Annotated in this window: 21 protein-coding genes and 1 tRNA gene; 6 read left to right on the forward strand and 16 right to left on the reverse strand. The window is 58.1% G+C overall.

What is annotated here, in order from left to right:
* Positions 1–10: 10 nt before the first annotated feature.
* Both QZ487_RS02855 and QZ487_RS02860 read left to right on the forward strand, forming a co-directional pair.
* A complete protein-coding gene (locus QZ487_RS02855; RefSeq protein WP_296023259.1) occupies positions 11–3487 on the forward strand; it encodes an efflux RND transporter permease subunit in 3477 nt (1158 codons plus the stop codon).
* Positions 3488–3517: 30 nt separating this feature from the next.
* A complete protein-coding gene (locus tag QZ487_RS02860) occupies positions 3518–4813 on the forward strand; it encodes a DUF445 domain-containing protein (RefSeq protein WP_296023260.1) in 1296 nt (431 codons plus the stop codon).
* A gap of 13 nt (positions 4814–4826) precedes the next feature.
* Here QZ487_RS02860 and QZ487_RS02865 read toward each other — a convergent pair whose 3' ends face one another.
* The 3 genes from QZ487_RS02865 to QZ487_RS02875 all read right to left on the reverse strand — a co-directional run bounded on the left by QZ487_RS02865 (position 4827) and on the right by QZ487_RS02875 (position 7493).
* On the reverse strand, positions 4827–5711 hold the full coding sequence (locus tag QZ487_RS02865; RefSeq protein WP_296023261.1) for an energy transducer TonB: 885 nt from the start codon (positions 5709–5711) through the stop codon (positions 4827–4829).
* Positions 5712–5780: 69 nt separating this feature from the next.
* Positions 5781–6710 carry an electron transfer flavoprotein subunit alpha/FixB family protein gene (locus QZ487_RS02870; protein ID WP_296023264.1) on the reverse strand — a complete coding sequence of 310 codons (930 nt, stop codon included), beginning with the start codon at positions 6708–6710 and terminating at the stop codon, positions 5781–5783.
* 30 nt (positions 6711–6740) lie between these two features.
* Entirely contained in the window at positions 6741–7493 is a 753-nt protein-coding gene (locus QZ487_RS02875) for an electron transfer flavoprotein subunit beta/FixA family protein (RefSeq protein WP_296023265.1), read from the reverse strand.
* Positions 7494–7692: 199 nt separating this feature from the next.
* Here QZ487_RS02875 and QZ487_RS02880 point away from each other — a divergent pair, with 199 nt between their 5' ends.
* Complete coding sequence (locus tag QZ487_RS02880; RefSeq protein WP_296023266.1) at positions 7693–8592, forward strand: DUF6265 family protein; 900 nt, start codon at positions 7693–7695, stop codon at positions 8590–8592.
* 70 nt (positions 8593–8662) lie between these two features.
* Here QZ487_RS02880 and sucC read toward each other — a convergent pair whose 3' ends face one another.
* Complete coding sequence (gene sucC, locus QZ487_RS02885; RefSeq protein ID WP_296023268.1) at positions 8663–9862, reverse strand: ADP-forming succinate--CoA ligase subunit beta; 1200 nt, start codon at positions 9860–9862, stop codon at positions 8663–8665.
* Between the two features lie 136 nt (positions 9863–9998).
* Between sucC and QZ487_RS02890 the strand changes: the two genes are divergently transcribed.
* On the forward strand, positions 9999–10796 hold the full coding sequence (locus QZ487_RS02890) for a 3'(2'),5'-bisphosphate nucleotidase CysQ (protein WP_285976288.1): 798 nt from the start codon (positions 9999–10001) through the stop codon (positions 10794–10796).
* Positions 10797–10830: 34 nt separating this feature from the next.
* Here the strand turns inward: QZ487_RS02890 and QZ487_RS02895 are convergent, their stop codons facing one another.
* Positions 10831–11529, reverse strand: coding sequence for an OmpA family protein (locus tag QZ487_RS02895; RefSeq protein WP_285976289.1), 699 nt, complete (start codon positions 11527–11529; stop codon positions 10831–10833).
* 160 nt (positions 11530–11689) lie between these two features.
* Here QZ487_RS02895 and QZ487_RS02900 point away from each other — a divergent pair, with 160 nt between their 5' ends.
* Complete coding sequence (locus QZ487_RS02900) at positions 11690–12982, forward strand: hemolysin family protein (RefSeq protein ID WP_285976290.1); 1293 nt, start codon at positions 11690–11692, stop codon at positions 12980–12982.
* On the opposite strand, the gene QZ487_RS02905 is transcribed toward QZ487_RS02900, so the two are convergent.
* Genes QZ487_RS02905 through QZ487_RS02945 form a run of 9 tightly spaced genes read right to left on the reverse strand, consistent with a single transcriptional unit; the run spans position 12969 to position 20770 of the window.
* Positions 12969–13379 carry a DUF3035 domain-containing protein gene (locus tag QZ487_RS02905; protein ID WP_285976291.1) on the reverse strand — a complete coding sequence of 137 codons (411 nt, stop codon included), beginning with the start codon at positions 13377–13379 and terminating at the stop codon, positions 12969–12971. The two genes, QZ487_RS02900 and QZ487_RS02905, sit on opposite strands and share 14 nt — an antisense overlap.
* A gap of 5 nt (positions 13380–13384) precedes the next feature.
* Positions 13385–13930 (reverse strand): signal peptidase II, encoded by a 546-nt coding sequence (lspA, locus tag QZ487_RS02910; RefSeq protein WP_285976292.1) that lies wholly within the window; start codon positions 13928–13930, stop codon positions 13385–13387.
* A complete protein-coding gene (gene ileS / locus QZ487_RS02915) occupies positions 13927–16878 on the reverse strand; it encodes an isoleucine--tRNA ligase (protein ID WP_296023270.1) in 2952 nt (983 codons plus the stop codon). The genes lspA and ileS overlap by 4 nt, the downstream gene beginning before the upstream one ends.
* On the reverse strand, positions 16871–17812 hold the full coding sequence (locus QZ487_RS02920) for a bifunctional riboflavin kinase/FAD synthetase (RefSeq protein WP_296023271.1): 942 nt from the start codon (positions 17810–17812) through the stop codon (positions 16871–16873). Before QZ487_RS02920 ends, ileS begins: the two co-directional genes overlap by 8 nt.
* Complete coding sequence (locus QZ487_RS02925; RefSeq protein WP_285976295.1) at positions 17812–18318, reverse strand: dihydrofolate reductase; 507 nt, start codon at positions 18316–18318, stop codon at positions 17812–17814. Before QZ487_RS02925 ends, QZ487_RS02920 begins: the two co-directional genes overlap by 1 nt.
* Before the next feature lie 3 nt (positions 18319–18321).
* Positions 18322–19389, reverse strand: a complete 1068-nt coding sequence (locus QZ487_RS02930) for a 5-(carboxyamino)imidazole ribonucleotide synthase (RefSeq protein WP_285976296.1) — start codon at positions 19387–19389, stop codon at positions 18322–18324.
* A 14-nt stretch (positions 19390–19403) separates the two neighbouring features.
* A complete protein-coding gene (gene purE, locus QZ487_RS02935) occupies positions 19404–19886 on the reverse strand; it encodes a 5-(carboxyamino)imidazole ribonucleotide mutase (protein ID WP_296024104.1) in 483 nt (160 codons plus the stop codon).
* 17 nt (positions 19887–19903) lie between these two features.
* Complete coding sequence (gene gpmA, locus QZ487_RS02940) at positions 19904–20590, reverse strand: 2,3-diphosphoglycerate-dependent phosphoglycerate mutase (RefSeq protein WP_296023273.1); 687 nt, start codon at positions 20588–20590, stop codon at positions 19904–19906.
* Positions 20591–20623: 33 nt separating this feature from the next.
* Complete coding sequence (locus QZ487_RS02945; protein ID WP_285976298.1) at positions 20624–20770, reverse strand: hypothetical protein; 147 nt, start codon at positions 20768–20770, stop codon at positions 20624–20626.
* Between the two features lie 90 nt (positions 20771–20860).
* On the opposite strand from QZ487_RS02945, the gene QZ487_RS02950 reads away from it, so the two are divergent.
* Positions 20861–20935 (forward strand) — tRNA-Thr (locus tag QZ487_RS02950).
* A 26-nt stretch (positions 20936–20961) separates the two neighbouring features.
* Here the strand turns inward: QZ487_RS02950 and QZ487_RS02955 are convergent.
* Both QZ487_RS02955 and QZ487_RS02960 read right to left on the reverse strand, forming a co-directional pair.
* Positions 20962–22095: an acyl-CoA dehydrogenase family protein gene (locus QZ487_RS02955; protein WP_285976299.1), complete on the reverse strand. Its 1134-nt coding sequence runs from the start codon at positions 22093–22095 to the stop codon at positions 20962–20964.
* A 28-nt stretch (positions 22096–22123) separates the two neighbouring features.
* Positions 22124–23320 (reverse strand): acyl-CoA dehydrogenase family protein, encoded by a 1197-nt coding sequence (locus QZ487_RS02960; protein WP_296023274.1) that lies wholly within the window; start codon positions 23318–23320, stop codon positions 22124–22126.
* Between the last annotated feature and the right edge of the window lie 72 nt (positions 23321–23392).

A 23392-nucleotide genomic window follows, 5' to 3' on the forward strand; every position in this document is an offset into this window, starting at 1 on the left:
AAGGCTCCTCGTGAATTTTCGCAACATCTCAGCATGGTCAATCCGTAACCCGACCATTCCTCTCGTCCTGTTTGCATCATTGCTACTGGCAGGAATGCTTAGCTTCTACCGCCTGGATATTGTGAACAATCCTGACGTCGAATTTCCCGGCGTCCGTGTAAACATCTCGCAGCCTGGTGCTGCGCCCACCGAAATTGAAAACCAGATTACCCAGCAGGTCGAATCAGCAGTTCGTTCGCTCAACGGCGTCCGCAATATCAGTTCGACCGCCAGCGAAGGAAACTCGAGCACATTTGTCGAGTTCGAAATCGGCGTAGACCCAAATGTCGCTGTGGCGGATGTGAAGAACGCGCTCGACACAATACGCGGCAGTTTGCCAGACGGCATTCTTGAACCGCGCGTCAGCCGTGTTGATATCGCTGGCGGCTTCTTGGGCATTTTTGCCGTTGAAGCCAATGACATGACGATCGAGCAGCTAAGCTGGTTTATCGATGATACTGTCGCCAAGCGTTTGCTCGCCATACCGGGCATGGCAGAGGTGGGCCGGTTTGGCGGCGTGAACCGCGAAATTGAAGTCACGCTCGACCTCCAAAAGATGCAATCCCTGGGCGTCACCGCAAGCCAGATCAACCAGGTACTTCGCGTTGACAATATCGACGCAGCGGGCGGCATGGCAGAGGTTGGCGGAACGCGGCAATCGGTTCGCGTCTTAGGCAATGACGCAACCGCATTCGAACTTTCGCAACGCCAGATCCGCCTAACAAGCGGTGTCACAGTCAAGCTATCTGAGGTAGCGCGTGTGCGCGACGGCTTCTCCGAGCGCACTTCGATCAGCAAGGTACGCGGTAAGGAAGTGGTGAATTTTTTCATGTCCCGCGCAAAGGGTGCTTCAGACGTCACCGTTTTCGATCAGGCCAAAGTTGTGATCGAGGAGGTTCAGGCCGAAAATCCGAATGTGAAGTTCATTCCGCTTTTCAACACGGTCAAATACACTGAAAGCCAATACGAGAGCTCGATTGCAGCGATGGTCGAAGGCGCGATCCTGGCCGTAATCGTAGTGTTCTTCTTCCTGCGCGATTGGCGCGCGACGATGATTTCCGCGGTTGCTATCCCGCTTTCGGCCATCCCGACATTCTGGTTCATGGATTTGATTGGGTTCAACCTCAATTTCCTCTCGCTGTTGGCGCTCGGCCTGGTCGCCGGCGTGCTGGTTGATGATGCGATTGTGGAGATTGAGAATATCGTGCGGCATATGCGGATGGGCAAGTCTGCTTATCAGGCTTCGATTGATGCGGCGGATGAAATCGGGCTGCCGGTTGTGGCCACCAGTTTCTGTATCGTGGCGGTGTTCCTGCCGGTTGGCCTTATGCCGGGCGTGACCGGACAGTTCTTCAAAAACTTCGGCCTGACGGTTGTGATCGCGGTGCTGATGAGCCTGGCCGTTGCGCGTATGATCACGCCGATGCTGGCGGCCTATTTCCTGGAGGCAAAGGGCCATGCCGCGCATGGTGAAGGCAAGTGGATGGACCGCTATATGCAGGTCCTGCGCTGGTCGCTGAACCGTGGTACGATGCATGCGCGGCGTGAGGGATTGCCAGGACCAAAGCGTCGTTGGCTCTATGTAATCGCGTTTCTTTTGCTGATTCCAGTTCTCTTGGTGACGTCGGGCATAGCGGTCTTTGCCTCGTTTGGTGCGATGGATGGTTTGCAAGTCGCCTCGACAATTGCCGGTGGACTTACCGGAGGCGAACATTCATTTTTCTACGGCTGGATCCAGCGACCAATTCTCATCCTACAACTTGCTATCGCGACCGCCGTTGGCTTCGTTGCGTTGCTCCTTATATTTGGTTTGCTTGGTGTTGCGACGCGCCTGTTCGGAACTCGCTTAGCTAAGACATGGCAATATCTTTACGCCCGCTTCTTCGATCACCGCGTCTGGATGTTGGGCCTCGGCTACTTCTCTTTCTTGCTTACCGTTTTGCTGTTTGGGCAGACACCTTTCCAACTTGAACCGGAAATTGATGACGAGAATGCGCAGATCGAAATCGAAATGGTGCCAGGCACCACTCTAGAGACCACCGAGCAAGTAGCCGAGCAAGTTGCTGATCTGCTTTACGAACAACAGGAAGTGCTTCGCGCTTTGGAGCGTGTGCAACAAGGCCAGGCGACGATCTACATCACTTTGAAGGATGACCGTGAGCGCAGTTCGATCGAGTTTGAGCGCGAAATGTCACCTATTTTAGCGCGCATTCCCGATGCGCGCGTTCGCTTCCAGAACCAGAATGGCCCCGGCCGCGGCAACGACAGCGGCCGTGCCTTGACCATCATGCTGGCCGGTTCGGATCCGGTCTTGCTGAACGAAACAGCTGCACGCTTGGTCGAGGAGATGAAGGGCCTTGACGAGATTGTTGCACCCCGGATCAGCGCGGATATTCCGCGCCCTGAAATAATCATTCGGCCACGAACCGAATTGCTATCCGAGCTCGGCATTTCGACAGTTGCGTTGAGCCAGACGATCCGGATCGCGACAATGGGAGAAATCGAGCAAAATTCTGCCAAATTTTCGCTATCTGATCGCCAGATTCCGATTCGCGTGCGTTTGCCCGAGGGGGACCGCCGTGACCTTACCACGCTGCAGAACATGCCAGTGCCCACCAATGCAGGTACGTCTGTACCGCTTGGGACAGTGGCCGACATCACTTTCGGCGCAGGACCAACCCGTATTCAACGTTACAACCAGAATCGCCGTGTTTTCGTTGGCGCCGATTTGGCGAGCGGCGTCCTCCGGGGCGATGCGATGCAACTGGTCAACGCGCTGCCAACATTGCAGGATTTGCCGCAAGGGGTGATCCGCGATGCTGTTGGCCAGGATGAGCTTCAAGCTGAGCTGCTCGAAAATTTCGCAGCTGCGCTTGTCGCAGGGATATTGCTGGTCTTCGGCGTCTTGGTGCTGCTTTATAAACGTTTGATGAGCCCGCTCGTCAACATGACCTCGCTGGCGCTGGCGCCGTTGGGCGGCATCTTCCTGGTGTGGCTGGTGGGACAACCGCTCTCCATGCCGGTGTTGATCGGCACCTTGCTGTTGCTCGGCATCGTCTCGAAGAACTCGATCCTGCTGATCGATTTCGCGATCGAAGAGATGGCGAATGGTACGCGTAAACTCGATGCAATCATGGAGGCTGGGCACAAGCGTGCGCAGCCGATTGTGATGACGACCGTCGCCATGACCGCTGGTATGGTGCCGACTGCCATCTCGCTTACAGGTGACGGCGCGTGGCGCGCACCGATGGGCACCGTGGTGATCGGCGGCCTGATCCTGTCGACGCTGCTGACCCTGCTGATTGTGCCTGCGGGTTTCAGTCTGGCGGATGGTTTGGAAAAACGGATCGGCCCGTGGATGCGCCAGCGGTTCCTGACCTATCGTCCGGACGAGCATGGCGAGGGTACCGGCGGCGACGCTGTTCCAGGGGTGCAACCTGCAGAGTAATTTGCGAATAGTTGTGCTAGGCGGCTGATCATGGCGACCAGCGCTCTACCTCACGCATACAAGTTCGGCGGCGAACCGCTGACGGCGGATCGCGCACGGCGCATGCGCTGGACGGCCACAGGCCTGCTCGGCGTTATGGCGGTGCTGTTCTTCACCACGCATGGTCTGGTGGGCGATCACTGGGCCTGGGGCTATGTCAATGCCTTTGCGGAAGCGGCCATGGTCGGCGGACTGGCAGACTGGTTCGCGGTGACCGCACTGTTCCGCCATCCGCTGGGCATTTCTATTCCGCACACTGCGATTATTCCGGAAAACAAAGACCGGATCGCGGACACCATGGCACAATTCCTGCGCGAGAACTTCCTCACGCCCGCCGTTGTTGCGCGGCGCATGGCGGGCATGAATATGGCCAAGGCGGTTGGCGAATACCTCACCAATCCCCCGTCAAGTCTTGAAGAGGGCGATGGCCCCTCACGACTGACGGGCGGCGTGTCTGAACTTCTCGCCGAAGTACTTGAATCGCTCGATCCGGATCGCTTGGGCAATCAGGTTCGCGCGGGGCTTGGCAATCAATTTGCTAAGATCGATGTATCACCGCTCGTCGGGCGCATGCTCGAGGGTGCGATTGCCGATGGGCGCCATATGCCGCTGATGGATGGTTTTATCCGCTGGGCAGGGCTGACGCTTGAAGACAATGAAGGCACGGTCCGTGATATCATCGAATCGCGCGCGAATGCCGTGATGCGCTGGACTGGGCTGGATGAGCGGATTTCCATCTCTGTTCTCGATGGGCTTTACAAACTGCTGGCCGAAGTTCTGGTCGATCCCGAGCATCCAATTCGCAGCAAGATTGAAGAGGGCTTGGAAAAACTCGCAAACGATCTTCAGCATGATCCCAAAACGCGCGAGCGGGTGGAATCGATGAAGCGTGACCTGATCGAGAATCCCGCGCTGGCCGATTGGTGGATGGGTGTTTGGGAGCGTATCCGGCAATCGCTGATCCGCGGCGCGCGTGATCCAAAAAATGTTTTGGGCGAGGAGATGCGCAAGCTGCTCGGCGAGATGGGCAGCGCGATGCAGCAGGACCTTCGTTTGCAGCTTCAGATCAACAGGCTTGCGCGCCGTACAATGGTCGGCGTTGCTACCCGATATGGCGGGCAAATCGTGCAGCTGGTGTCAGAAACGGTCAAGCGTTGGGACGCTGTTACCATTACCGGCCGTATCGAAAGCGCGGTCGGTCGCGATCTGCAGTTCATCCGCATAAACGGCACGATCGTAGGTGGCCTCGTGGGGATGACGCTGCACTTTATTATTGGGTGGATGTGAGCGGAGCTGCGCTTTAGCTAACGCGATAGATGATATTGGTCTGATAGAAAGATCGCATCGGATTGCCTCCCTTGTCCAAAGCTGGTTCAAACTCGGCGCGTCGCATTTCTCTACAAGCAGGGGGGTCAAGCGATTCCGCGATAGTTGCCTTGTTCAAGATACAATCCGAGATGGAGCCGTCTTCTTCCACTGTCACCCGGAGACGGATGATGCCGCCCTCACCGCGCCGTAGCGCTTGCGACGGGTAGGTTGCTTTAATGCGCCGCACAACGGCCTGCTCATTCGTCCATCTGGGCAATCGACTCATGGTTTCATGCGCCGCACGGTCAAGACCCCAAGCTTCGACGAAATTGAGTGCACATTCGTTCATAACCGTGACTGCTTCACCGAGGTCGCCGGTATTGAATACGACATTTCGCTTGCCATAGCTCACCGAAATCGAGTCGATCTGATTGGCTGCTTCGACATCAAGTCGGGGCAAGGGTGCCTTGCGCCGTTCTTCTTCCGCGTCGCCTTCGGTTTCGGGCCTGACCCTAAAGTTCATGTTGGAAAAGATCAGAGATGCACCCACACCCTCAGTGTTCCCAAGCATCGGCATTTGATCAGTCATTGGTTCGAATCCACCAAACTGGATTTCTATGCGATCCGGCCGCCTGAATCGTTCGAATGCCGGTCCAATCGCCATGAATCCAAAGCTCGATTTTGGGCCACCCTGTTCAATGAAAAGCAGATGTCTGTCTTCACCTTCGCCAAATGCCCTTGCCAGGCGACACTTCTCTTCGCCGAAATCCACACTCCAATAGCTGCTTGGTTCAAGGATCACCGTGTCGTCATCAGCCGTCGCAGGCGCAGCGATGCCGATTGATCCTGCTACCAAGACAAGTCCCAAAGCGCGCATAAAACAAAACCTCCGACGTGCTTCCTAGCCCGCCGAAGGTTCCATTCAACCCTAAGGTTTTCTGTAGTTCTAAAGTTTTTCAGTCAGTTCCGGCACAGCCATGAACAGGTCAGCGACAAGGCCGATGTCCGCCACCTGAAAGATCGGGGCGTCTTCATCCTTGTTGATGGCGATGATGGTCTTTGAATCCTTCATGCCAGCGAGGTGCTGAATCGCGCCGGAGATACCGATCGCGACGTAGACCTCCGGTGCCACGATCTTGCCGGTCTGGCCGACCTGGTAATCATTCGGGACATAACCTGCGTCCACCGCAGCGCGCGACGCGCCGATGCCAGCGCCCAGCTTGTCAGCAAGCGGCGTGATCGTTGCTTCGAAGGTTTCCGAGTCCTTGAGTGCGCGGCCGCCCGATACGATCACCTTTGCGCTGGTCAGTTCAGGACGCTCGCTCTTGGCGATCTCGGAGCTGACGAAGCTGGATGTGCCTGCATCGCCTGTGCTTCCAACCGCTTCGACATTGGCTGAGCCGCCTTCAGGCGCGGCCTTGTCAAACGCTGTGCCGCGAACCGTGATGACGAGCTTTGGATCGCTCGATTCCACAGTGGCAATCGCATTACCTGCGTAGATCGGACGGGTGAATGTCTTCTCGCCCTCGACCGACAGAATGTCCGAGATTTGCATCACGTCGAGCAATGCGGCGACCCGCGGCGCGATGTTCTTACCCGTCGTAGTTGCGGGCGCGAGGAACGCGTCATGGCTATCCATCAGGCCAGCGACCAATGGCGCAACATTCTCTGCCAGCGCGTGCTCGTAAGCTGCGTCGTCTGCCAGATGCACCGTGCCAACGCCTGCGATCTTGGCGGCTTCGTCTGCCACGCTTGCGCAGCCTGAACCCGCGACCAGCAGATGCACGTCGCCCAGCTTTGCCGCAGCGGTGACCACCGCCAGCGTTGCGTCCTTAACGCTTGAATTGTCGTGTTCGACCCAAACGAGAGTTTTCATGGTTCTTTCTACCTTTCCTGTCCGGGTTTCTTACGCGATGCCGAGCGCTTTGATTTTGGCGACCAGAGCATCAACATCTTCGACCTTTTCACCGGCCTGGCGAACCGGCGGCTCGGAGACATTGGTGGTGGTGAGGCGCGGGGTGATGTCCACGCCGTAGTCAGCCGGGCTCTTCGTATCGAGCGGCTTCTTCTTCGCCTTCATGATGTTCGGCAGCGAAGCATAGCGCGGCTCGTTGAGGCGCAAGTCAGTGGTAACAATCGCTGGCAGCGAGAGCTTTACGGTTTCCAGACCGCCGTCGATCTCGCGCTTCACAATCACGCTGTTGCCATCCACCTCAACGGTATTGGCGAAGGTGCCTTGCGGGCGGCCCATCAGGGCGGCGAGCATCTGACCGGTCTGGTTGCTGTCGTCAGAGATTGACTGCTTGCCGAGCATCACGATGCCTGGGCCTACTTCCTCAGCAATGGCTTTGAGGATTTTCGCAACCGCGAGCGGCTCTACATCAACGCCGTCTTCCACCTCGACCAGAATCGCGCGGTCTGCACCCATGGCGAGCGCGGTACGCAGCGTTTCCTGCGCCTTGGCCGGGCCGACAGAGACTGCAATGATCTCTTCTGCCTTGCCAGCTTCCTTGATACGAATCGCCTCTTCAACGGCGATTTCATCGAAGGGGTTCATGCTCATCTTGACGTTGGCCAGGTCTACGCCTGAACCATCCGCCTTGACGCGCGGCTTCACGTTGTAGTCGATCACCCGCTTGACGGGGACGAGGATTTTCATGGGATTTCCTTCCTCTTGAATAGCGCGGTGCTCACCTAGCTTGCGTTTACGTAAACGTCAAGTCAGGCAAGGCCTCGAGAATCTCTAAAAATGCGCGACTGTCACTCGCCGTCTCAGCGCTTCAGGTCAAGGATTCGTTCCGCCGAGCTGGACTAGCCATTTGGTCAGGGATAGCCTGCGGAATGATCGGGAGAAGGCGATGAAACTGAGCAAGCGTATGATGCTGGTTATGGCTGCGGCGCTTTCGGCCGCACCTGTAGCGAGCGAAGAACCGCAGATGGAAACGCGAATAGGCGAGAAGGATTTCGTTTCACCGCCTGCCACAATCGGCCAGCTGGACTGGCTCGTGGGTCAATGGGCAGGCGAAGGCATTCAAGGCGCGCCCGCTATGGAAAGCTGGCTACCGCCGATTGGCGGCACGATGGTGGGCACCTTTGTGCAGGAGACAACCGAAGGCGCGATCATGTTCTCTGAGCACATGTACATTCTGCCTCAGGACGGCAGCCTTGCGCTCAAGCTAAAGCACTTCAATGCCGACTTGACGGGCTGGGAAGAGAAGGATGATATGCTCACCTTTCGCCTCGTCGCTATCGAGCCTTGTGCAGCCTATTTCAACGCGCTGACACTGCGCTGTGCCGATCCGGATAATCCGGGCGAAGGGCTGGTGGCTGCTGTACGGATGCAATCCGGTGGGGAGCTGAGTTTTCGGTTTGACCGAATGGCGGGGCCGGGTGCGTCGTCCATTGAGCGCTGTCTCGATGCTGTTTCCACCGTAGAAATAAACGAATGCCTTGCGGCGACTCTAACGCGTGCAGACGGCCATCTCGCTCGTTACCTCGCCGCGGCGATTGAGCGGGCAAAAGACGAATCGGTTCTCGTGGCTAAGATCAAGGCAAGCGACGACACCTTTGTCGCGTATCGTGAAAGTGAATGCGATGCAGTTTATGAGAATTGGAAAGGTGGAACAATAAGGGGCGCGATGGCTCTTGATTGTAAGATCGCTATGACCGACCGGCGCACGTACACAATCTGGCAAAACTGGCTGACATACATGGACGGAGCTCCACCAATTTTGCCTGAACCCGGGCCGACGCGGTAGCGCCGCCCAAAAGAAAGGCCCCGCCAGCGAATGCCGGCAGGGCCTTTCAAATACTTCGCGAATTTGACGCTTAAGCCGCTTGCTTCACCTCAGCCACGATCTTCTTCGCGGCATCGCCCAGATCATCGGCCGGAACGATCGGCAGGCCGGAATTGGCGAGGATCTCCTTGCCTTGCTCGACATTGGTGCCCTCGAGGCGAACAACCAGAGGTACACTTAGGTCGACTTCCTTGGCCGCAATCACGATACCTTCCGCAATCGTGTCGCAGCGCATGATCCCGCCGAAGATATTGACCAGGATGCCTTCGACTGCCGGGTCTTTCAGGATGATCTTGAACGCCGCAGTGACCTTTTCGGTTGTCGCACCGCCGCCCACGTCAAGGAAGTTCGCCGGGAAGGCGCCGTTCAACTTGATGATGTCCATCGTCGCCATGGCAAGTCCTGCGCCATTGACCATGCAGCCGATGTTGCCGTCCAGCTTGATGTAAGCGAGGTCATACTCGCTCGCTTCGACTTCAGCGGGATCTTCCTCGGTTACGTCGCGCAGTTCTTCGACATCCTTGTGACGGAACAGCGCATTGCCATCGAAGCTCATCTTGGTGTCGAGCACCAGCAGCTGGCCATCCTCGGTCTCGACCAGCGGGTTGATCTCCAGCATTTCCATGTCGAGATCCATAAAGGCTGTGTAGAGCTGCTTGGTCAGCTTCTGGCACTGCTTGTTGAGATCGCCGGTCAGTTTGAGTGCGAAGGCAGCCGCGCGGCCATGATGCGGCATGAAGCCTTGGGCCGGGTCGATAGTGATCGTGGTGATCTTTTCCGGCGTATTGTGCGCTACATCTTCAATGTCCATCCCGCCTTCGGTCGAGACAATCATCGCAACGTGACCCGATGCTCGGTCGACCAGCATCGACAGGTAGTATTCCTTAGCAATATCAACACCATCGGTAACGTACAGGCGGTTGACCTGCTTGCCGGCGTCGCCCGTCTGGATGGTCACCAGCGTGTTGCCGAGCATTTCCTTGGCATGCGATTCGACTTCTTCAATGCTTTTTGCCAGACGAACACCGCCGCCTGCGTCCGGGCCCAACTCCGAAAACTTGCCCTTGCCGCGGCCACCCGCGTGGATTTGCGCCTTCACGACATAAAGCGGTCCGGGCAGTTTCTTTGCGCCTTCAACAGCTTCTTCAACTGTGAGCGCAGCGTGGCCGGCAGGGATGCCAATGCCATATTTCGCGAGAAGTTCTTTTGCCTGGTATTCGTGGATATTCATAGGGAGGCCGTTTCCTTTGCTTGAGGCTTTCCGCTGGAATGTTTCGCAAAGCGCCTAAGCATGGTTTCGCCGCCTTGAAAAGCAGACTTTGGACGTGCAGTGCCAAGACTGACAATTTAAGGGGTAATTCATAGTCTTGATCGATAGCGACCGCCTCGAAACCATTGTCCGTGAAGCTGGCCGGATCGCTTGTGATCTGTGGCCGGGTAATGGACATGCGCTGGACAGTTGGGAGAAGGAACCCGGATCGCCCGTTTGCGAGGCGGATCTGGCGGTTGATGCATTCCTGAAGCGCGAACTGGGCGCGTTGCTGCCTTCCGCCGGTTGGCTGTCGGAGGAGACCGGAGATGCGCCCGAGCGCCTGAATCGTGGCTTGATCTGGTTGGTTGATCCGATCGACGGCACGCGTGATTTTGTGCGCGGGCGCACCGGCTGGTGTGTGTCGGTAGCGTTGGTCAGCTCAGGCAAACCGCTTATCGGCATGTTGTGCGCACCTGCCCGCAAAGAAGAGTGGCTAAGCGTCGCAGGCAAAGGCGCGTGGTGCAACGGAGCGGCACTGCGCGCATCGCGGCGCGCCATTTTTTCGGGTGCGCGCGTTCCAATTGACCAATTGCCGCAAGCAGACAGCGATCTTGTTATGGTCGACAAGCCAAACTCGATTGCCTTGCGGATTGCGATGGTTGCGGCGGACGAGGCGGATCTGGTCGCAACGCTGCGCTGGGGCTATGAGTGGGACATTGCCGCGGCAACCTTGATCGCGCGTGAGGCCGGTGCAGAAGTCACAGACGCTTTCGGCGGGCCGCTCGCCTACAACAAACGCGATCCGCGCGCCTTTGGCGTTCTGGTTTGTGCCCCTGAGATTCATGGCGATGCAGTCGCGCGACTAGCGGATCGCGCAGCGGAACTGGCCCCAACAACAAAGGGCCAGCGCTAAGGCCGGCCCTTCGCTTGTTTCAAAAGCTGTAGGCTTAGTAACTCTGCTGGGGTTGCGCCTCCCGCACATCCTGTTCGTCGAACGGAATGATCTTGATCTCGACCCGGCGATTGCGCGCGCGGCCTTCTGCAGTGTCATTCGATGCGACCGGCAAAGTCTCGCCAAAGCCCTGCCAGCGGATTCGCGCTTGCGAGACGCCGCGCGACTGAAGGTAGTTGGCAACGGTTTGCGCGCGGCGCTCTGACAATGTCTGGTTGAATGCATCCGAACCGGTCGAGTCGGTGTGGCCATACACATCGATCAGACTGTTGGGATACTGCACCAGATTTTCCGCTACGCCGTCTAGCGTGCTACGGAAGCCGGGGTTCAGCGTCGCGCTGCCAACATCGAATGTCACATTGTCAGGCAGGTTGAGCAAGATCGCCTCGCCATTGTCGACTTCAGTGACTTCAACGCCAGAGCCTTCGGTCTCTTCTTTCAGCTCCTTGATCTGCTGATCCATTGTGTAGCCGGCGTAACCGCCCGCTGCGCCGCCAGCCACCGCGCCGACAATACGTCCGGTCTTGCCGCCAATTGCGCCGCCAAGCAGCCCGCCCAGAACTGCACCCCCGACACCGCCAATGGCTGTGCGTGAGACTTTGCGCTCGCCGGTGTTGGGGTCCGTGACACAGGCACTGGTGCCCAACAGCGATGCCGCCGCCAGGCTCGAAAGCATAATTCGTGATGTTTTCATCAAGATTCTCCTCTGCATCAAATCGGCGGATTGCCGAATCGGCCCCCAGCGACCGAACTTCCCCCAAAGCAGAGATCGCTAATGCCACAGTTTCTAGGCGCTTAAGGCTTGCTGCGCAATGAAGCTGGCAAGCGCGCTGATTTGTGCTAGCGGTTTATGCGTGACACCGTTTCCTTGGCCTGAAGCCCTCATTATTGCTTGCCTGATCGTGCTCAATGGCGTGTTTGCCATGTCCGAGCTGGCGATTGTATCGGCTAAGCCTGCGCGCCTGAAGGGCAAGCGAGACAAAGGCTCGGCCGGTGCGAAGGTTGCGCTGCAGTTGGCGGCTGATCCCGGCAAGTTTCTCTCGACCGTGCAGATCGGGATCACACTGGTGGGCATTATCGCCGGTGCCTATTCTGGGGCGAGTCTGGGCGGGCCAGTGGGCGAGCGGATGTTGGCCTTGGGCGTCCCGCCTGAATGGGCCGGTGATGCCGGGTTTGCGCTTGTGATCGCGCTGACGACATATTTCAGCCTCGTGGTAGGCGAGCTTGTGCCCAAGCAGCTGGCCTTGCGGCATGCCGTACCGATCGCGGTAGCAATGTCGCGCCCTATGGCGCTTGTGGCCAGAATTGCCGCGCCGCTCGTCTGGGTGTTGGATACATCGTCTGGTTTGCTGATTCGTTTGCTGGGCGTGCGTCCGGGTGGGCAGTCGTCTGTGACCGCTGAAGAACTGCATATGATCTTCGCTGATGCAACGCGTTCAGGCACGATCGAGGAAGATCAGCATCAGATCCTGACCGGTGTTGTGCGTTTGGCAGAACGGCCAGTACGCGAATTGATGACGCCGCGTACTGAGCTCGACTGGATCGATGTCAGCGCGGACGAAGCAGCGATCCGCCAGGCAATCGAAGACAGCCCGCATTCTTTGCTGCCAATCGCGGACGGATCGCCCGACAATGTTCTGGGCGTTGTGAAAGTGCGCGAAGTTCTTGGCGCGCTGGTGGCGGGAGAGAAGGTGTCCTTGAAGCGGCTGATGCGCAAAGCGGAAGTCGTCCCCGATCAGCTTGATGCCATGGACGCGCTGCGCGTGCTCCAACAATCTGAAGTCGCAATGGCGATGGTTCATGATGAATATGGCCATCTGGATGGTATCATCACACCGGTCGATCTGCTCACCGCAATGGCCGGCGAATTTGCCAGCGATCAGGATGAAGGTGATACGCCGCTGCTGGTCGAGCGCGAGGATGGATCGCTATTGGTGTCGGGATCGCTATCGGCCGATGCGCTCGCGGACCGTTTGGGCATCGAATATGACGTGAACCGGGAGTTCGGCACTGCGGCCGGTTACGTATTGTCAGTCCTGAAACAGCTACCTGTCGCAGGAGATCATTTCCACGATCAGGGCTGGCGCTTTGAGGTTGTCGATATGGACGGTCGCCGGATCGACAAACTCTTGATTAGCCAGGAATAACGGCAGTCGCTGATGCGCCTGCACCTGAAGGTGCAGCGATGATGTCGCGCGTAACAGAGCCCTTGGCGACCGTATTGGTCTGCGGGTCACCCACTGAAGAGCGGATGCCGGGCGCCGCTGTGCCCGCGCGGTCCAGCGCGCTGGTTTCTACCTGACTGCGCGGGGCAGGGCCACCAAACAGGGCTTCCAACGCCTGTTCTTGCGTCGAGCCATCGCCAGGGCGCGGTGCACCCGGAGCTGGCGGAACAAGATTGAAGTCTGGCGGAACCACCAAAGGTGCCTGACGTTGCACAGCAAACTCGTCTGGTCGTTCGCGGTTCAAAAAGCCGCCACCGCCGCATCCGGCCAGCATGGCGCTGGTCGCGATCAGGAGAATTGGTGTCTTTAGGCTAGGCATTGTGTTCACTCCACGGGCCGCGCACGCGGCCCTTCTTCAGCAATTTGTTCAGCTTGACGTTCCTTGTCGCTTACGAAGAAGCTTCGCACAAGGATTATCACTACGCCGATGGTGATAGCGGCATCAGCGACATTGAAAATGAGGAATGGGCGGAAATCCCCGATATGAAAATCGGCATAGTCGAGCACATAGCCGAACCGCGTGCGGTCCACGATATTGCCCAGCGCGCCGCCCAGGATCATGCCTAGGCCGATAATGTCACCCAGCAATCGTTCGCGGAACATCCATACAGCAACGACGATGGCGATCAGCGCAGTCACGCCCACAAGGATCCAGCGCATTTCTTCGCTGGTTGCTTCGAACAGGCCCAGCGAAACGCCGCGGTTATGAACCCGTGTGAGGTCAAAGAACGGCAGCAAATCCATCTTGTCGAGTTCGCGCGATAGGCCAAGCGGGCCATCTACCAGCCATTTGATGAACTGGTCGCTGACAAAGATCAGCGCGGCAATGCCAAGCCCGATCATGCGGTTGCGGGTGAGGAATTCGTTCATTCCGCTGCGTCCATTTGGCTGACAGCATCGTCGCACCGCCCGCATAGCTCGCCATCTTCCGAAACTTCGGGAAGCAAGCGCCAGCAACGGCCGCATTTGTGATGATTGGTCTTGGTGACAGTCACACTGTCGCTATCGCTGCACGTGACTGACGCTGTGATGAACAATTCGGCCAAATCTGCATCGCTGAAGCCTTCTGGCACCGCATTGGCAGGCACCCTCACTTCGGCCTCCAGACTGGAACGGATCACTTTCTCGCGGCGCAGTGGCTCGATCGCTTCGTTCACGCGCTCACGCAGATCGCGAAGCTTCTCCCAACGCTCACCATCAGCGGTCACGCCCGGCACCGCTGGCCATTCGAGCAAATGCACGCTGCCGCCATCGGGATAGCGCGTGCTCCAGACTTCCTCTGTGGTGTAAACCAGCACCGGCGCTGCATAGCGCACCAGCGCATGGAACAGCAGGTCCAGCACGGTGCGATAGGCATTGCGCGTCGTCGAGTCAGGCCCGTCGCAATAGAGCGTGTCTTTGCGGATATCGAAGAAGAACGCGCTCAAGTCTTCATTGCAGAAATCGACCAGCAGCCGCGTGTAGGCGTTGAAGTCGTAATCATCGACCGCCTTGCGCAGCTTGCCGTCGAGATCCGCCAGCAGCGCCAGCACATAGAGCTCCAGCTCCGGCACTTCTCCGGCATCGCCCATATCGCCAACAAAGCCGTCAAGCGCGCCGAGCAGATAGCGGAACGTATTGCGCAGCTTGCGGTACTGGTCGCCCACACCTTTCAGGATTTCATCGCCGATGCGGTGATCCTCGGTGAAATCGACCGACAGCGCCCACAGGCGAATGATATCCGCGCCATATTGCTCCATCACCTTTAGCGGGTCGATGGTGTTGCCGAGCGACTTCGACATCTTCTTGCCCTTGGCATCCATGGTGAAGCCGTGGGTAAGGATTTGGTCGTAAGGTGCACGGCCGCGGGTCGCGCAGCTTTCGAGTAGCGAAGACTGGAACCAGCCGCGGTGTTGGTCACTGCCTTCGAGATAGAGATTGGCGGGCCACTGCAGGTCGGGCCATTTGCCACTTTCCAGCACAAAGCTGTGCGTGCAGCCCGAGTCAAACCACACGTCCAAGATGTCGGTGACCATCTCGAAGTCGTCGGCGTTGTAATCGGCTCCGAGGAATTCCTGCGCGCGCGCCTCTTCCCACGCGTCGACGCCTTCCTTGTGCACGGCGGCGACGATGCGTGCATTCACGGCTTCATCGCGCAGGTAATCGCCGCTCTCGCGATTGACGAACAGCGTGATCGGGACACCCCAGGCACGCTGGCGAGACAGCACCCAGTCAGGGCGGCCCTCCACCATGCTGCCGATGCGGTTGCGGCCTTTCTCTGGAACGAAGCGGACGCGGGCGATTTCCTCCATCGCGCGTTCGCGCAATGTGGGGGCAGCACAGATTGTCTCTTCAGACGGATCGATGGCGCCGCCTTCGCCTTCCCAGCTCTTGTCTTCGGCGCTCTTGGGCTCGAGCCAAGGCAAGTCCTTGTCCATCGGCACGAACCACTGAGGCGTGCAGCGATAGATGACCTTGGCCTTGGAGCGCCAGGAATGCGGATAGCTGTGCGCGTAATCGGCGGAGGCGGAAAGCAGCGCGCCCACTTCGCGCAAATCGCTGCAGATCGGGCCTTCGGGCGAATTGAACGGCTTGTTGATCACGCTGCGGCGGCGATCATCATTGCCGCCCAGCCACAGCCAGTCATCGCGATAACGCCCGTCATTCATCACCGCGAACACGGGCTCGATGCCGTGCGCTTTGCACAGCGCGAAATCGTCCTCGCCATGGTCGGGCGACATATGGACAAGGCCTGTGCCGCTATCGGTGGTGACGAAATCTCCGGGCAGGAACGGGCGCGGCGTCGCGTAAAATCCGCCGAGTTTGTGCATCGGGTGGCGGGCTTTGGTTCCGGCTAGTTCTGAGCCTTTGATCCCGATTTCCTGATCAATATCGTAGCAGGATGTCGCGCCTGTATCATTCTGGAGACGACGAATTTCTTCGAGCTTTCGGTCCAAGAACTGCTGCTTTAGCGCACGAGCAACAAGGTAGAAGCGATAGCCGGAATCTTCATCATCTCGAGCCTGCTCTTCTGGCATAAAGCAGGCATTCAAGAGAACATACTCAACATCCGGCCCATAGGCCAAAGCCTGGTTGACCGGGATCGTCCAGGGCGTGGTCGTCCAGATCACCGCATGCGCGCCGATCAGTTCCTTGATCGGGCTCTCGATAATCTCGAACGCCACATCGATCTGCGGGCTGTCGGTCAGATCTTCATATTCAACTTCGGCTTCGGCCAACGCGGTCTCTTCCACCGGGCTCCACATCACCGGCTTTGACCCGCGATAGAGATTGCCGCTCTCCGCAAATTTCAGCAGCTCGGACACAATCGTGCCTTCGGCCGCGAAATCCATGGTGAGGTAGGGATTGTCCCAATCGCCCATGATACCCAGCCGCTTCAGCTGCTCACGCTGCGTATCGACCCAATGCTGCGCATAGGCGCGGCATTCCGCGCGGAATTCCTTGGGATCGACCGCGTTCTTGTCGAGCTTCTTCTTGCGGTATTGCTCTTCGATCTTCCATTCGATCGGCAAGCCGTGGCAATCCCAGCCCGGCACATAGGGCGCATCCTTGCCCGCCAAGTTCTGCGTGCGGCAGACCATGTCTTTGAGGATATGATTGAGCGCGTGGCCGATATGCATATCGCCGTTCGCGTAAGGCGGGCCATCGTGCAGGATGAACTTCTCACGACCCGCGCGGCTCTCGCGCATCTGATTGTACAGATCCTCTGAATGCCAGCGCGCCTGAATGCCCGGCTCCTTTTGAGGTAAGCCGGCTTTCATCGGGAAATCAGTCTTCGGCAGGAAGACAGTGTCTTTATAGTCGCGCTTTTCAGTCATCGTTGCGCGCGCTTAGAAGCCTCTTCGCCTCGGCGCAATCCTTCTCCATCTGCGCGGTCAATTCATCAAGGCTGTCGAACTTGGCCTCACCGCGCAGGAAGTGGTGAAATGCCACTTCGATCTTTTGCCCGTAGAGGTCTCCCGAGAAGTCAAAGAAATAGGGCTCGAGCAGCTCCTTGGGCGGCTCAAACTGCGGGCGAATGCCCACGCTTGCCGCGCCTTCGAGCATCTCCCCGGTGCTCAAAATACGACCGGTCACCGCATAGATGCCGTATTTTGGGCGCAGGTAATTGTCGATCACCAGATTGGCGGTCGGATAGCCCAGTTCGCGCCCGCGCTTGTCCCCGTGTTCCACGATGCCCCTGATTGCGAACGGGCGGGTGAGCAATTTGGCCGCCAGTTGCGGGTCACCATCGCGCAAAGCTTCGCGGATGCGGCTGGAAGAAACAGTTTCGCTGTCGTCCTCAACCACATCGACGACGCGGCTTTGCAGGCCGTTGGCGCCGCCAAAGCTGCGCAATAGCTCTACATTGCCCTTCGCACCCTGACCGAAAGTGAAATCGCCCCCGGTCACTACGCCATGCGCGCCGAACCGATCTATCAGGATCTCTGTTATGAAGTCTTCCGCGCTGGTGCCAGCCAGCTCGCTATCGAAATGGAACACCAGCATCGCGGTTGCGCCTGCGGCCAGATACAGTTCCTGCCTTTGTTCCAGCGTGGTTAGCCGGAAGGGCGGAACATCGGGCTTGAAGAAACGCACCGGGTGCGGGTCAAAGGTCGCGATGATCGAAGGACGGCCCTCTGCATGCGCCCAGCTGATCGCCTCTCCGGCAACAGCTTGGTGCCCCTTGTGAAAACCATCGAAATTGCCCAGCGCGATGATAGCGCCGCGCAGCGCATCCGGCACAGTCTCGCGGTGATCGAGCCAGCGCATCAACCCTCCTCCTCGCGGCGGTGGTAGGTCACGAATGAATAGGCTGGCAAATCGCCGTCAGCTGGAAAGTCTTCGCGTGCGACGACTTCCCATTCTGAGCCGATTGGTTTCATGAAGGTATCGCCTTGGAATTCGGCGTGAATCTGCGTCAGTTCGATCCGTTCGGCGATCGGACGGAACACGTCGTAGATCGCTGCGCCACCGACGACAGCAATCTCCCCGGTTTCGTTGTTCTCGCGCGCCATCGCCAACGCCTGCTCGACATTGCGCGCCACCTCAGCACTTTCGCTGCCCCACCGTTCGCGACGAGTCAGCACAATATGCCGGCGACCGGGAAGCAAGCCCGGCAAGCTTTCGAAGGTCTTGCGCCCCATGATCATCGGCTTGTTCATCGTGCGCGCTTTGAACCGTTTGAGGTCAGCTGGCAGGTGCCATGGCAGTGTATTGTCCTTGCCAATCGTGCCGTTTGCGGCGCGCGCATAGATCAGGAACAGCCCTTCTTCCACGGATCAGCCTCGCGAACCGCTCACGCGAGTCACATGGCCCATCTTGCGCCCTTCGCGTGCTTCGGCCTTGCCATAGAGATGCAGATGCGCCTCGGTATCCTCGCCAAGGATGTCGTAGGCGGTGAGCGCATCCTCGCCTACGATATTGCGCATCTCGATATTCGCGAAGCGTGTTTCGGTTGATCCCAAGGGCAAACCGCAAACCGCGCGGATATGGTTTTCAAACTGGCTGGTGGCCGCACCTTCGATCGTCCAATGGCCGGAATTGTGCACACGCGGGGCCATCTCGTTGAACACAGGGCCTGATTTCGTGGCGAAGAATTCCAGCGTCAATACGCCGACATAGTTCAACGCTTCGGCGGTCTGCCGGGCGATCTCGCGGGCTTGCTGGACCTGTGCTTCGACAGCTTCCCCTGCTGGCAGTGTCGAAGTTTCCAGCATGCCGCCAGAATGCACATTCGCGGTCGAATCCCAAAAGCGCACTTCGCCGTCAGCATCACGCACGAGAATCACGGAAAATTCCGCGTCGAACTCGACCATGCCTTCGTAAACGTATGGCTTGCCGGGAAAGCGGAAACTTTCCGCATCGCGCGCGGAGGCGATGCGCCACTGCCCTTTGCCATCATAGCCGTCACGTGCTGTCTTAAGGATCCCGGGCGCACCAATCCGCTCCACTGCCGCCGCCAGATCGCTTTCGGAATCGACCGGCGCATATGGTGCAGGCTTGCCGCCCAGCCCTTCGACAAAGCGTTTTTCCTTCAAGCGGTCTTGCGCGGTCTCTAGCGCGCGCGGATGCGGGACAAGCAGGTTATCCGGGATCGCGGCCACCGCGCTCAACGGCACATTCTCGAACTCCCAGGTCACGACATCGCATTTGGACGCAAATGCCGCGAGTGCTGCCTTGTCGCCCCACCCGTTCTCGAAGAAGTCATGGCACACCTCAGCGGCGACATTGTCCCCTGGTGGGGAATAGCCGATTACACGGCAGCCCAATTGTGCGGCTGACATGGCCATCATGCGGCCCAGCTGTCCGCCGCCCAAGATACCGATAGTGCCGCCGGGCCTGATCATTGTCGCACTTGGCATCAGTTCGTCGGACGTTCCGCCACCGCCGCGCTGCGCGCCGCGCGCCAATCCTGCAGGCGTTCGGACAAATCTTCATCCTGTAGTGCGAGGATCGCCGCCGCCATCAGCCCGGCATTGGTTGCGCCCGCTTCGCCAATCGCGAGCGTGCCGACGGGGATGCCGGCCGGCATTTGTACGATCGAAAGCAAGCTGTCTTGCCCGCTCAAAGCTTTGGATTGCACCGGCACACCCAACACCGGCAGATGCGTCATCGCCGCTACCATGCCAGGCAGATGTGCAGCGCCGCCTGCGCCCGCGATGATGACATCGAACCCTTCGCCCTCTGCGCCCTTGGCAAAGGCGCTCATCCGGTCGGGCGTGCGGTGTGCGGAAACAATGCGCGCCTCGTGCTCGACTTCAAGCTCTTCCAGTACCTCTGCAGCACGCTTCATCGTCGGCCAGTCTGACTGGCTGCCCATAATGATTGCGACCTTGCCCCCCATCATATGTCTCGCTTTTCTCAGCTGTCTTTCAGATAGTACCGCTCGCTCGGCACCATGTTGTCGTCAAAGTCATAGATGATCGGCTGGCCGGTGGGAATCTCCAGCCCGGTGATGTCCTCATCCGAGATTTGCGAGAGATGCTTTACCAATGCGCGCAAGCTGTTGCCATGTGCGGAAATGATCATAGTTTCACCACTCGCCAGCACCGGCAGAATATCGCTTTCCCAATAAGGCAATACACGTTCGATGGTGTGCTTCAGGCTTTCGGTGTAAGGTACATCGATGCCTTCGTAGCGCGGATCGGCACCGGGATCATACTTGCTGCCCGGCTCCATTGGCGGTGGCGGCACATCAAAGCTGCGGCGCCAGATATGCACTTGCTCATCGCCATGCTTCTCGCGCGTTTCCTGCTTGTTGAGACCTGTCAGCCCGCCATAGTGGCGCTCGTTCAGGCGCCAGTCCTTGGTCTCAGGGATCCATAACCGGTTGCACACGCCCAGCGCCAGATGCAGCGTCTTGATCGCGCGGGTCTGTAACGAGGTGAAGGCGCGTGTGGGCAATACGCCCTTGTCCTGCATCAACGCACCTGCCGCCATCGCCTCTTCAACGCCTTTGTCGGTCAGGTCGACGTCCCACCAACCGGTGAAACGATTTTCGAGGTTCCACTGGCTTTGGCCATGGCGAACAAGGATCAATTTTAGCATGATTGCTCCGCAAGGTCTCAGGAGCACGCCTCGTTAGCTTCCCTGTTCGCCTTTGGGAAGCGTTTCCCCGCGTGATTCGGTCATTTTGCGGGCCTGAGATTTCCTGCGGCGCAGGTTCTCGCGCAATTTTTCCGCCAATCGCTCCTCACGCGACATATTCTTGTCTGCATCTTCACTCATACGAAACGCATTGCATCTAAGTGATGCCCACATCAAGCATGGCTTGACAATGGGCGCGCACGAGACAATAGGCGCGCGTCTTGAACAGGCGCCGCGGTAGCTCAGTGGTAGAGCGCACCCTTGGTAAGGGTGAGGTCGAGAGTTCAATTCTCTCTCGTGGCACCATTCACCCCCCAATCACAGACATCGACCTAGGAAGCGAGTGCTATATGCCGCTTCATGTGATGGTCGATATTCCCGAATTCGGAATCGAAAATCGTAAGGCGCTTGAAATAGTGACCTATGGCGTATTCATCGGTCATACCATTACCACCGTGAATCTGGATCGCTTCCTGCCCGATATGATGCGCGGCCTGTCCGACGCGCACCTTGGCGGCGGATACAGTCCGTTTGCGTTCTTTTTCGGGCGCGTCGAGTTTGAGTGTTGCCAGATAGCTCATCGAAACTGACTGCTCATACTCCGTAAACATGTCCGCCATGCGGTGCTGAAGCACCTGGAACTTGCCGATGGGCACGCCGAATTGCTTGCGCTGCTTCGAATATTCCAGCGTCATGGCATTTGCGACTTTCATTGCGCCGCATGCCTCCGCGCATTGCGCGGCGATGGCTTCATCCGTGATCCGTTCAATCAGTGGCAAAGCGCCGCCCTCTTCGCCAATCAGCGCGTCAGCGGGCACGCTTGCATTTTCGAAATATACTTCCGACGCGCGGCGACCGTCGACAGTTTCGTAATCGCGAGTGACCACGCCATCGGTTGACTTGTCGAGCACGAATACAGAGATGCCGTCCTTGTCGCGGCGTTCCCCGCTGGTGCGCGCAGTGACAATCAGATGGCTCGCCCAAGGTGCCGCTATCACGACTGCTTTGTGCCCATTGAGGACATAGCCGTCGCTGTCTTTCTTCGCAGTCGTCTGCAGATCCGCCAGATCATAGCGCCCGCGCGGTTCAGCATAGGCGAAGGCGTAAATCCGTTCGCCAGAGACGATGGCACCGATATGTTCTTCCTTCTGCGCCGCTGTACCCGCATGTTTGAAGAATCCGCCAGCACACACAACAGTGGGCACGAATGGCTCGACCACCAGGCCTTTGCCGAACTCTTCCATCACGATCATCGAATCGATCGCGCCGCCGCCGAAGCCGCCATCTTCCTCTGAAAACGGCATGCCTAGGATACCCAACTCAGCAAGCTGCGCCCAGATTTCGGGGCGCCAGCCGGTTTCGCTTGCGATCACTTCGCGGCGCGTCTCTGCGCCATATTGTTCGCGCATCAGTCGCGACAATCCGTCGCGCACCATTTCCTGTTCTTCGGTGAAATTGAAATCCACGTGTTTCTCTCCGCGTATCGCTATGGTATTAAAGGCCGAGGATCATTTTCGTGATGATGTTGCGCTGAATCTCGTTTGATCCGCCGTAGATCGATGTCTTGCGCATGTTGAAATAGGTCGCGGCTGAATGCTGCGCATAGTCGGGCCCGATCGGATATTCATTCGATCCGGTATCGGCAATGCTGCCATACATCGGCGTGCCATAGCTGCCGACGGCTTCCAATGTCAGCTCGGTCAGGCGCTGCTGGATTTCTGTCCCCTTGATCTTGAGGATCGAGCTTTCCGGGCCAGGGCCCTTGCCCGCTTGTTCGCCGGCCAGCGTGCGCAGCTCTGTGATTTCCAGTGCGGCCAGATCGATCTCCAACTGGCTTACCTTGCGTGCAAAATTGAAATCGCTGATCAGCGGTTCGCCATCGATTGTTTCATTCGCTGCGATTTCGCGCAGCTTCTCAACCCCGCGCTTCGAACGCGCAACACCGGCGATACCGCTGCGTTCGTGCGCAAGCAGGAATTTGGCATAGGTCCAGCCCTTGTTCTCTACACCGACCAGATTCTCGACCGGCACACGCACATCGGTCAGCCAGGTTTCATTGACCTCATAGCCGCCATCGATCAGTTTGATCGGCTTGACTTCAACGCCCGGTGTTTTCATGTCGATCAGGATGAAGCTGATGCCTTCCTGCGGCTTGGTGGCATCCGGATCAGTGCGGCAAAGGAAAAAGCCCCAATCGGCATATTGCGCCAGCGTGGTCCACGTCTTCTGCCCGTTGATCACATAGTGATCGCCATCGCGCACCGCGGTTGTCTTGAGTGAAGCCAAGTCCGAACCAGCACCTGGCTCTGAATAGCCCTGGCACCACCATACATCGCCGCTGCGAATGCCGGGCAGATGACGCGCCTTCTGCTCTTCATTGCCAAAGGTGTAGATCACCGGACCGACCATTGAGACACCGAATGGCAGCGGCATCAAGGCGTTGACGCGCGCGTTCTCTTCTGACCAGATGTAGCGCTGCGTCGGGGTCCAGCCGGTGCCGCCATATTCCACCGGCCACGCTGGGACGGACCAGCCCTTTTCACCCAGAACCTTGTGCCAGGCGACGAAGTCTTCCGGCGCGAGATCTTCGCGCAATCCGGTATCACCCAGATGCTTGGGATAGTTCTCCGCGATAAAGCTACGCACTTCTTCGCGGAATGCGATTTCTTCTGCTGTGAATTCCAGATTCATCAGAACCCTCTCTCAAAACGAGTCGTTGTTGCACCTCAATTGTGGCACGTGAATGTGCATGCTTAAAGGCCA

Origin of the sequence: uncultured Altererythrobacter sp. (assembly GCF_913057185.1) — a bacterium.
GTDB lineage: Bacteria > Pseudomonadota > Alphaproteobacteria > Sphingomonadales > Sphingomonadaceae > Erythrobacter > Erythrobacter rubellus.

What these genes read in the sequence shown, in the direction of transcription:
- QZ487_RS02860 (WP_296023260.1), top strand. Translation starts at nt 3,518, where the DNA reads ATGGCGACCAGCGCTCTACCTCACGCATACAAGTTCGGCGGCGAACCG.
- QZ487_RS02945 (WP_285976298.1), bottom strand. Translation starts at nt 20,770, where the DNA reads ATGAGTGAAGATGCAGACAAGAATATGTCGCGTGAGGAGCGATTGGCG.
- QZ487_RS02930 (WP_285976296.1), bottom strand. Translation starts at nt 19,389, where the DNA reads ATGATCAGGCCCGGCGGCACTATCGGTATCTTGGGCGGCGGACAGCTG.
- sucC (WP_296023268.1), bottom strand. Translation starts at nt 9,862, where the DNA reads ATGAATATCCACGAATACCAGGCAAAAGAACTTCTCGCGAAATATGGC.
- QZ487_RS02870 (WP_296023264.1), bottom strand. Translation starts at nt 6,710, where the DNA reads ATGAAAACTCTCGTTTGGGTCGAACACGACAATTCAAGCGTTAAGGAC.
- purE (WP_296024104.1), bottom strand. Translation starts at nt 19,886, where the DNA reads ATGGGGGGCAAGGTCGCAATCATTATGGGCAGCCAGTCAGACTGGCCG.
- gpmA (WP_296023273.1), bottom strand. Translation starts at nt 20,590, where the DNA reads ATGCTAAAATTGATCCTTGTTCGCCATGGCCAAAGCCAGTGGAACCTC.
- QZ487_RS02875 (WP_296023265.1), bottom strand. Translation starts at nt 7,493, where the DNA reads ATGAAAATCCTCGTCCCCGTCAAGCGGGTGATCGACTACAACGTGAAG.
- QZ487_RS02905 (WP_285976291.1), bottom strand. Translation starts at nt 13,379, where the DNA reads ATGCCTAGCCTAAAGACACCAATTCTCCTGATCGCGACCAGCGCCATG.
- QZ487_RS02880 (WP_296023266.1), top strand. Translation starts at nt 7,693, where the DNA reads ATGAAACTGAGCAAGCGTATGATGCTGGTTATGGCTGCGGCGCTTTCG.
- QZ487_RS02920 (WP_296023271.1), bottom strand. Translation starts at nt 17,812, where the DNA reads ATGCGCTGGCTCGATCACCGCGAGACTGTGCCGGATGCGCTGCGCGGC.
- lspA (WP_285976292.1), bottom strand. Translation starts at nt 13,930, where the DNA reads ATGAACGAATTCCTCACCCGCAACCGCATGATCGGGCTTGGCATTGCC.
- QZ487_RS02895 (WP_285976289.1), bottom strand. Translation starts at nt 11,529, where the DNA reads ATGAAAACATCACGAATTATGCTTTCGAGCCTGGCGGCGGCATCGCTG.
- ileS (WP_296023270.1), bottom strand. Translation starts at nt 16,878, where the DNA reads ATGACTGAAAAGCGCGACTATAAAGACACTGTCTTCCTGCCGAAGACT.
- QZ487_RS02960 (WP_296023274.1), bottom strand. Translation starts at nt 23,320, where the DNA reads ATGAATCTGGAATTCACAGCAGAAGAAATCGCATTCCGCGAAGAAGTG.
- QZ487_RS02865 (WP_296023261.1), bottom strand. Translation starts at nt 5,711, where the DNA reads ATGCGCGCTTTGGGACTTGTCTTGGTAGCAGGATCAATCGGCATCGCT.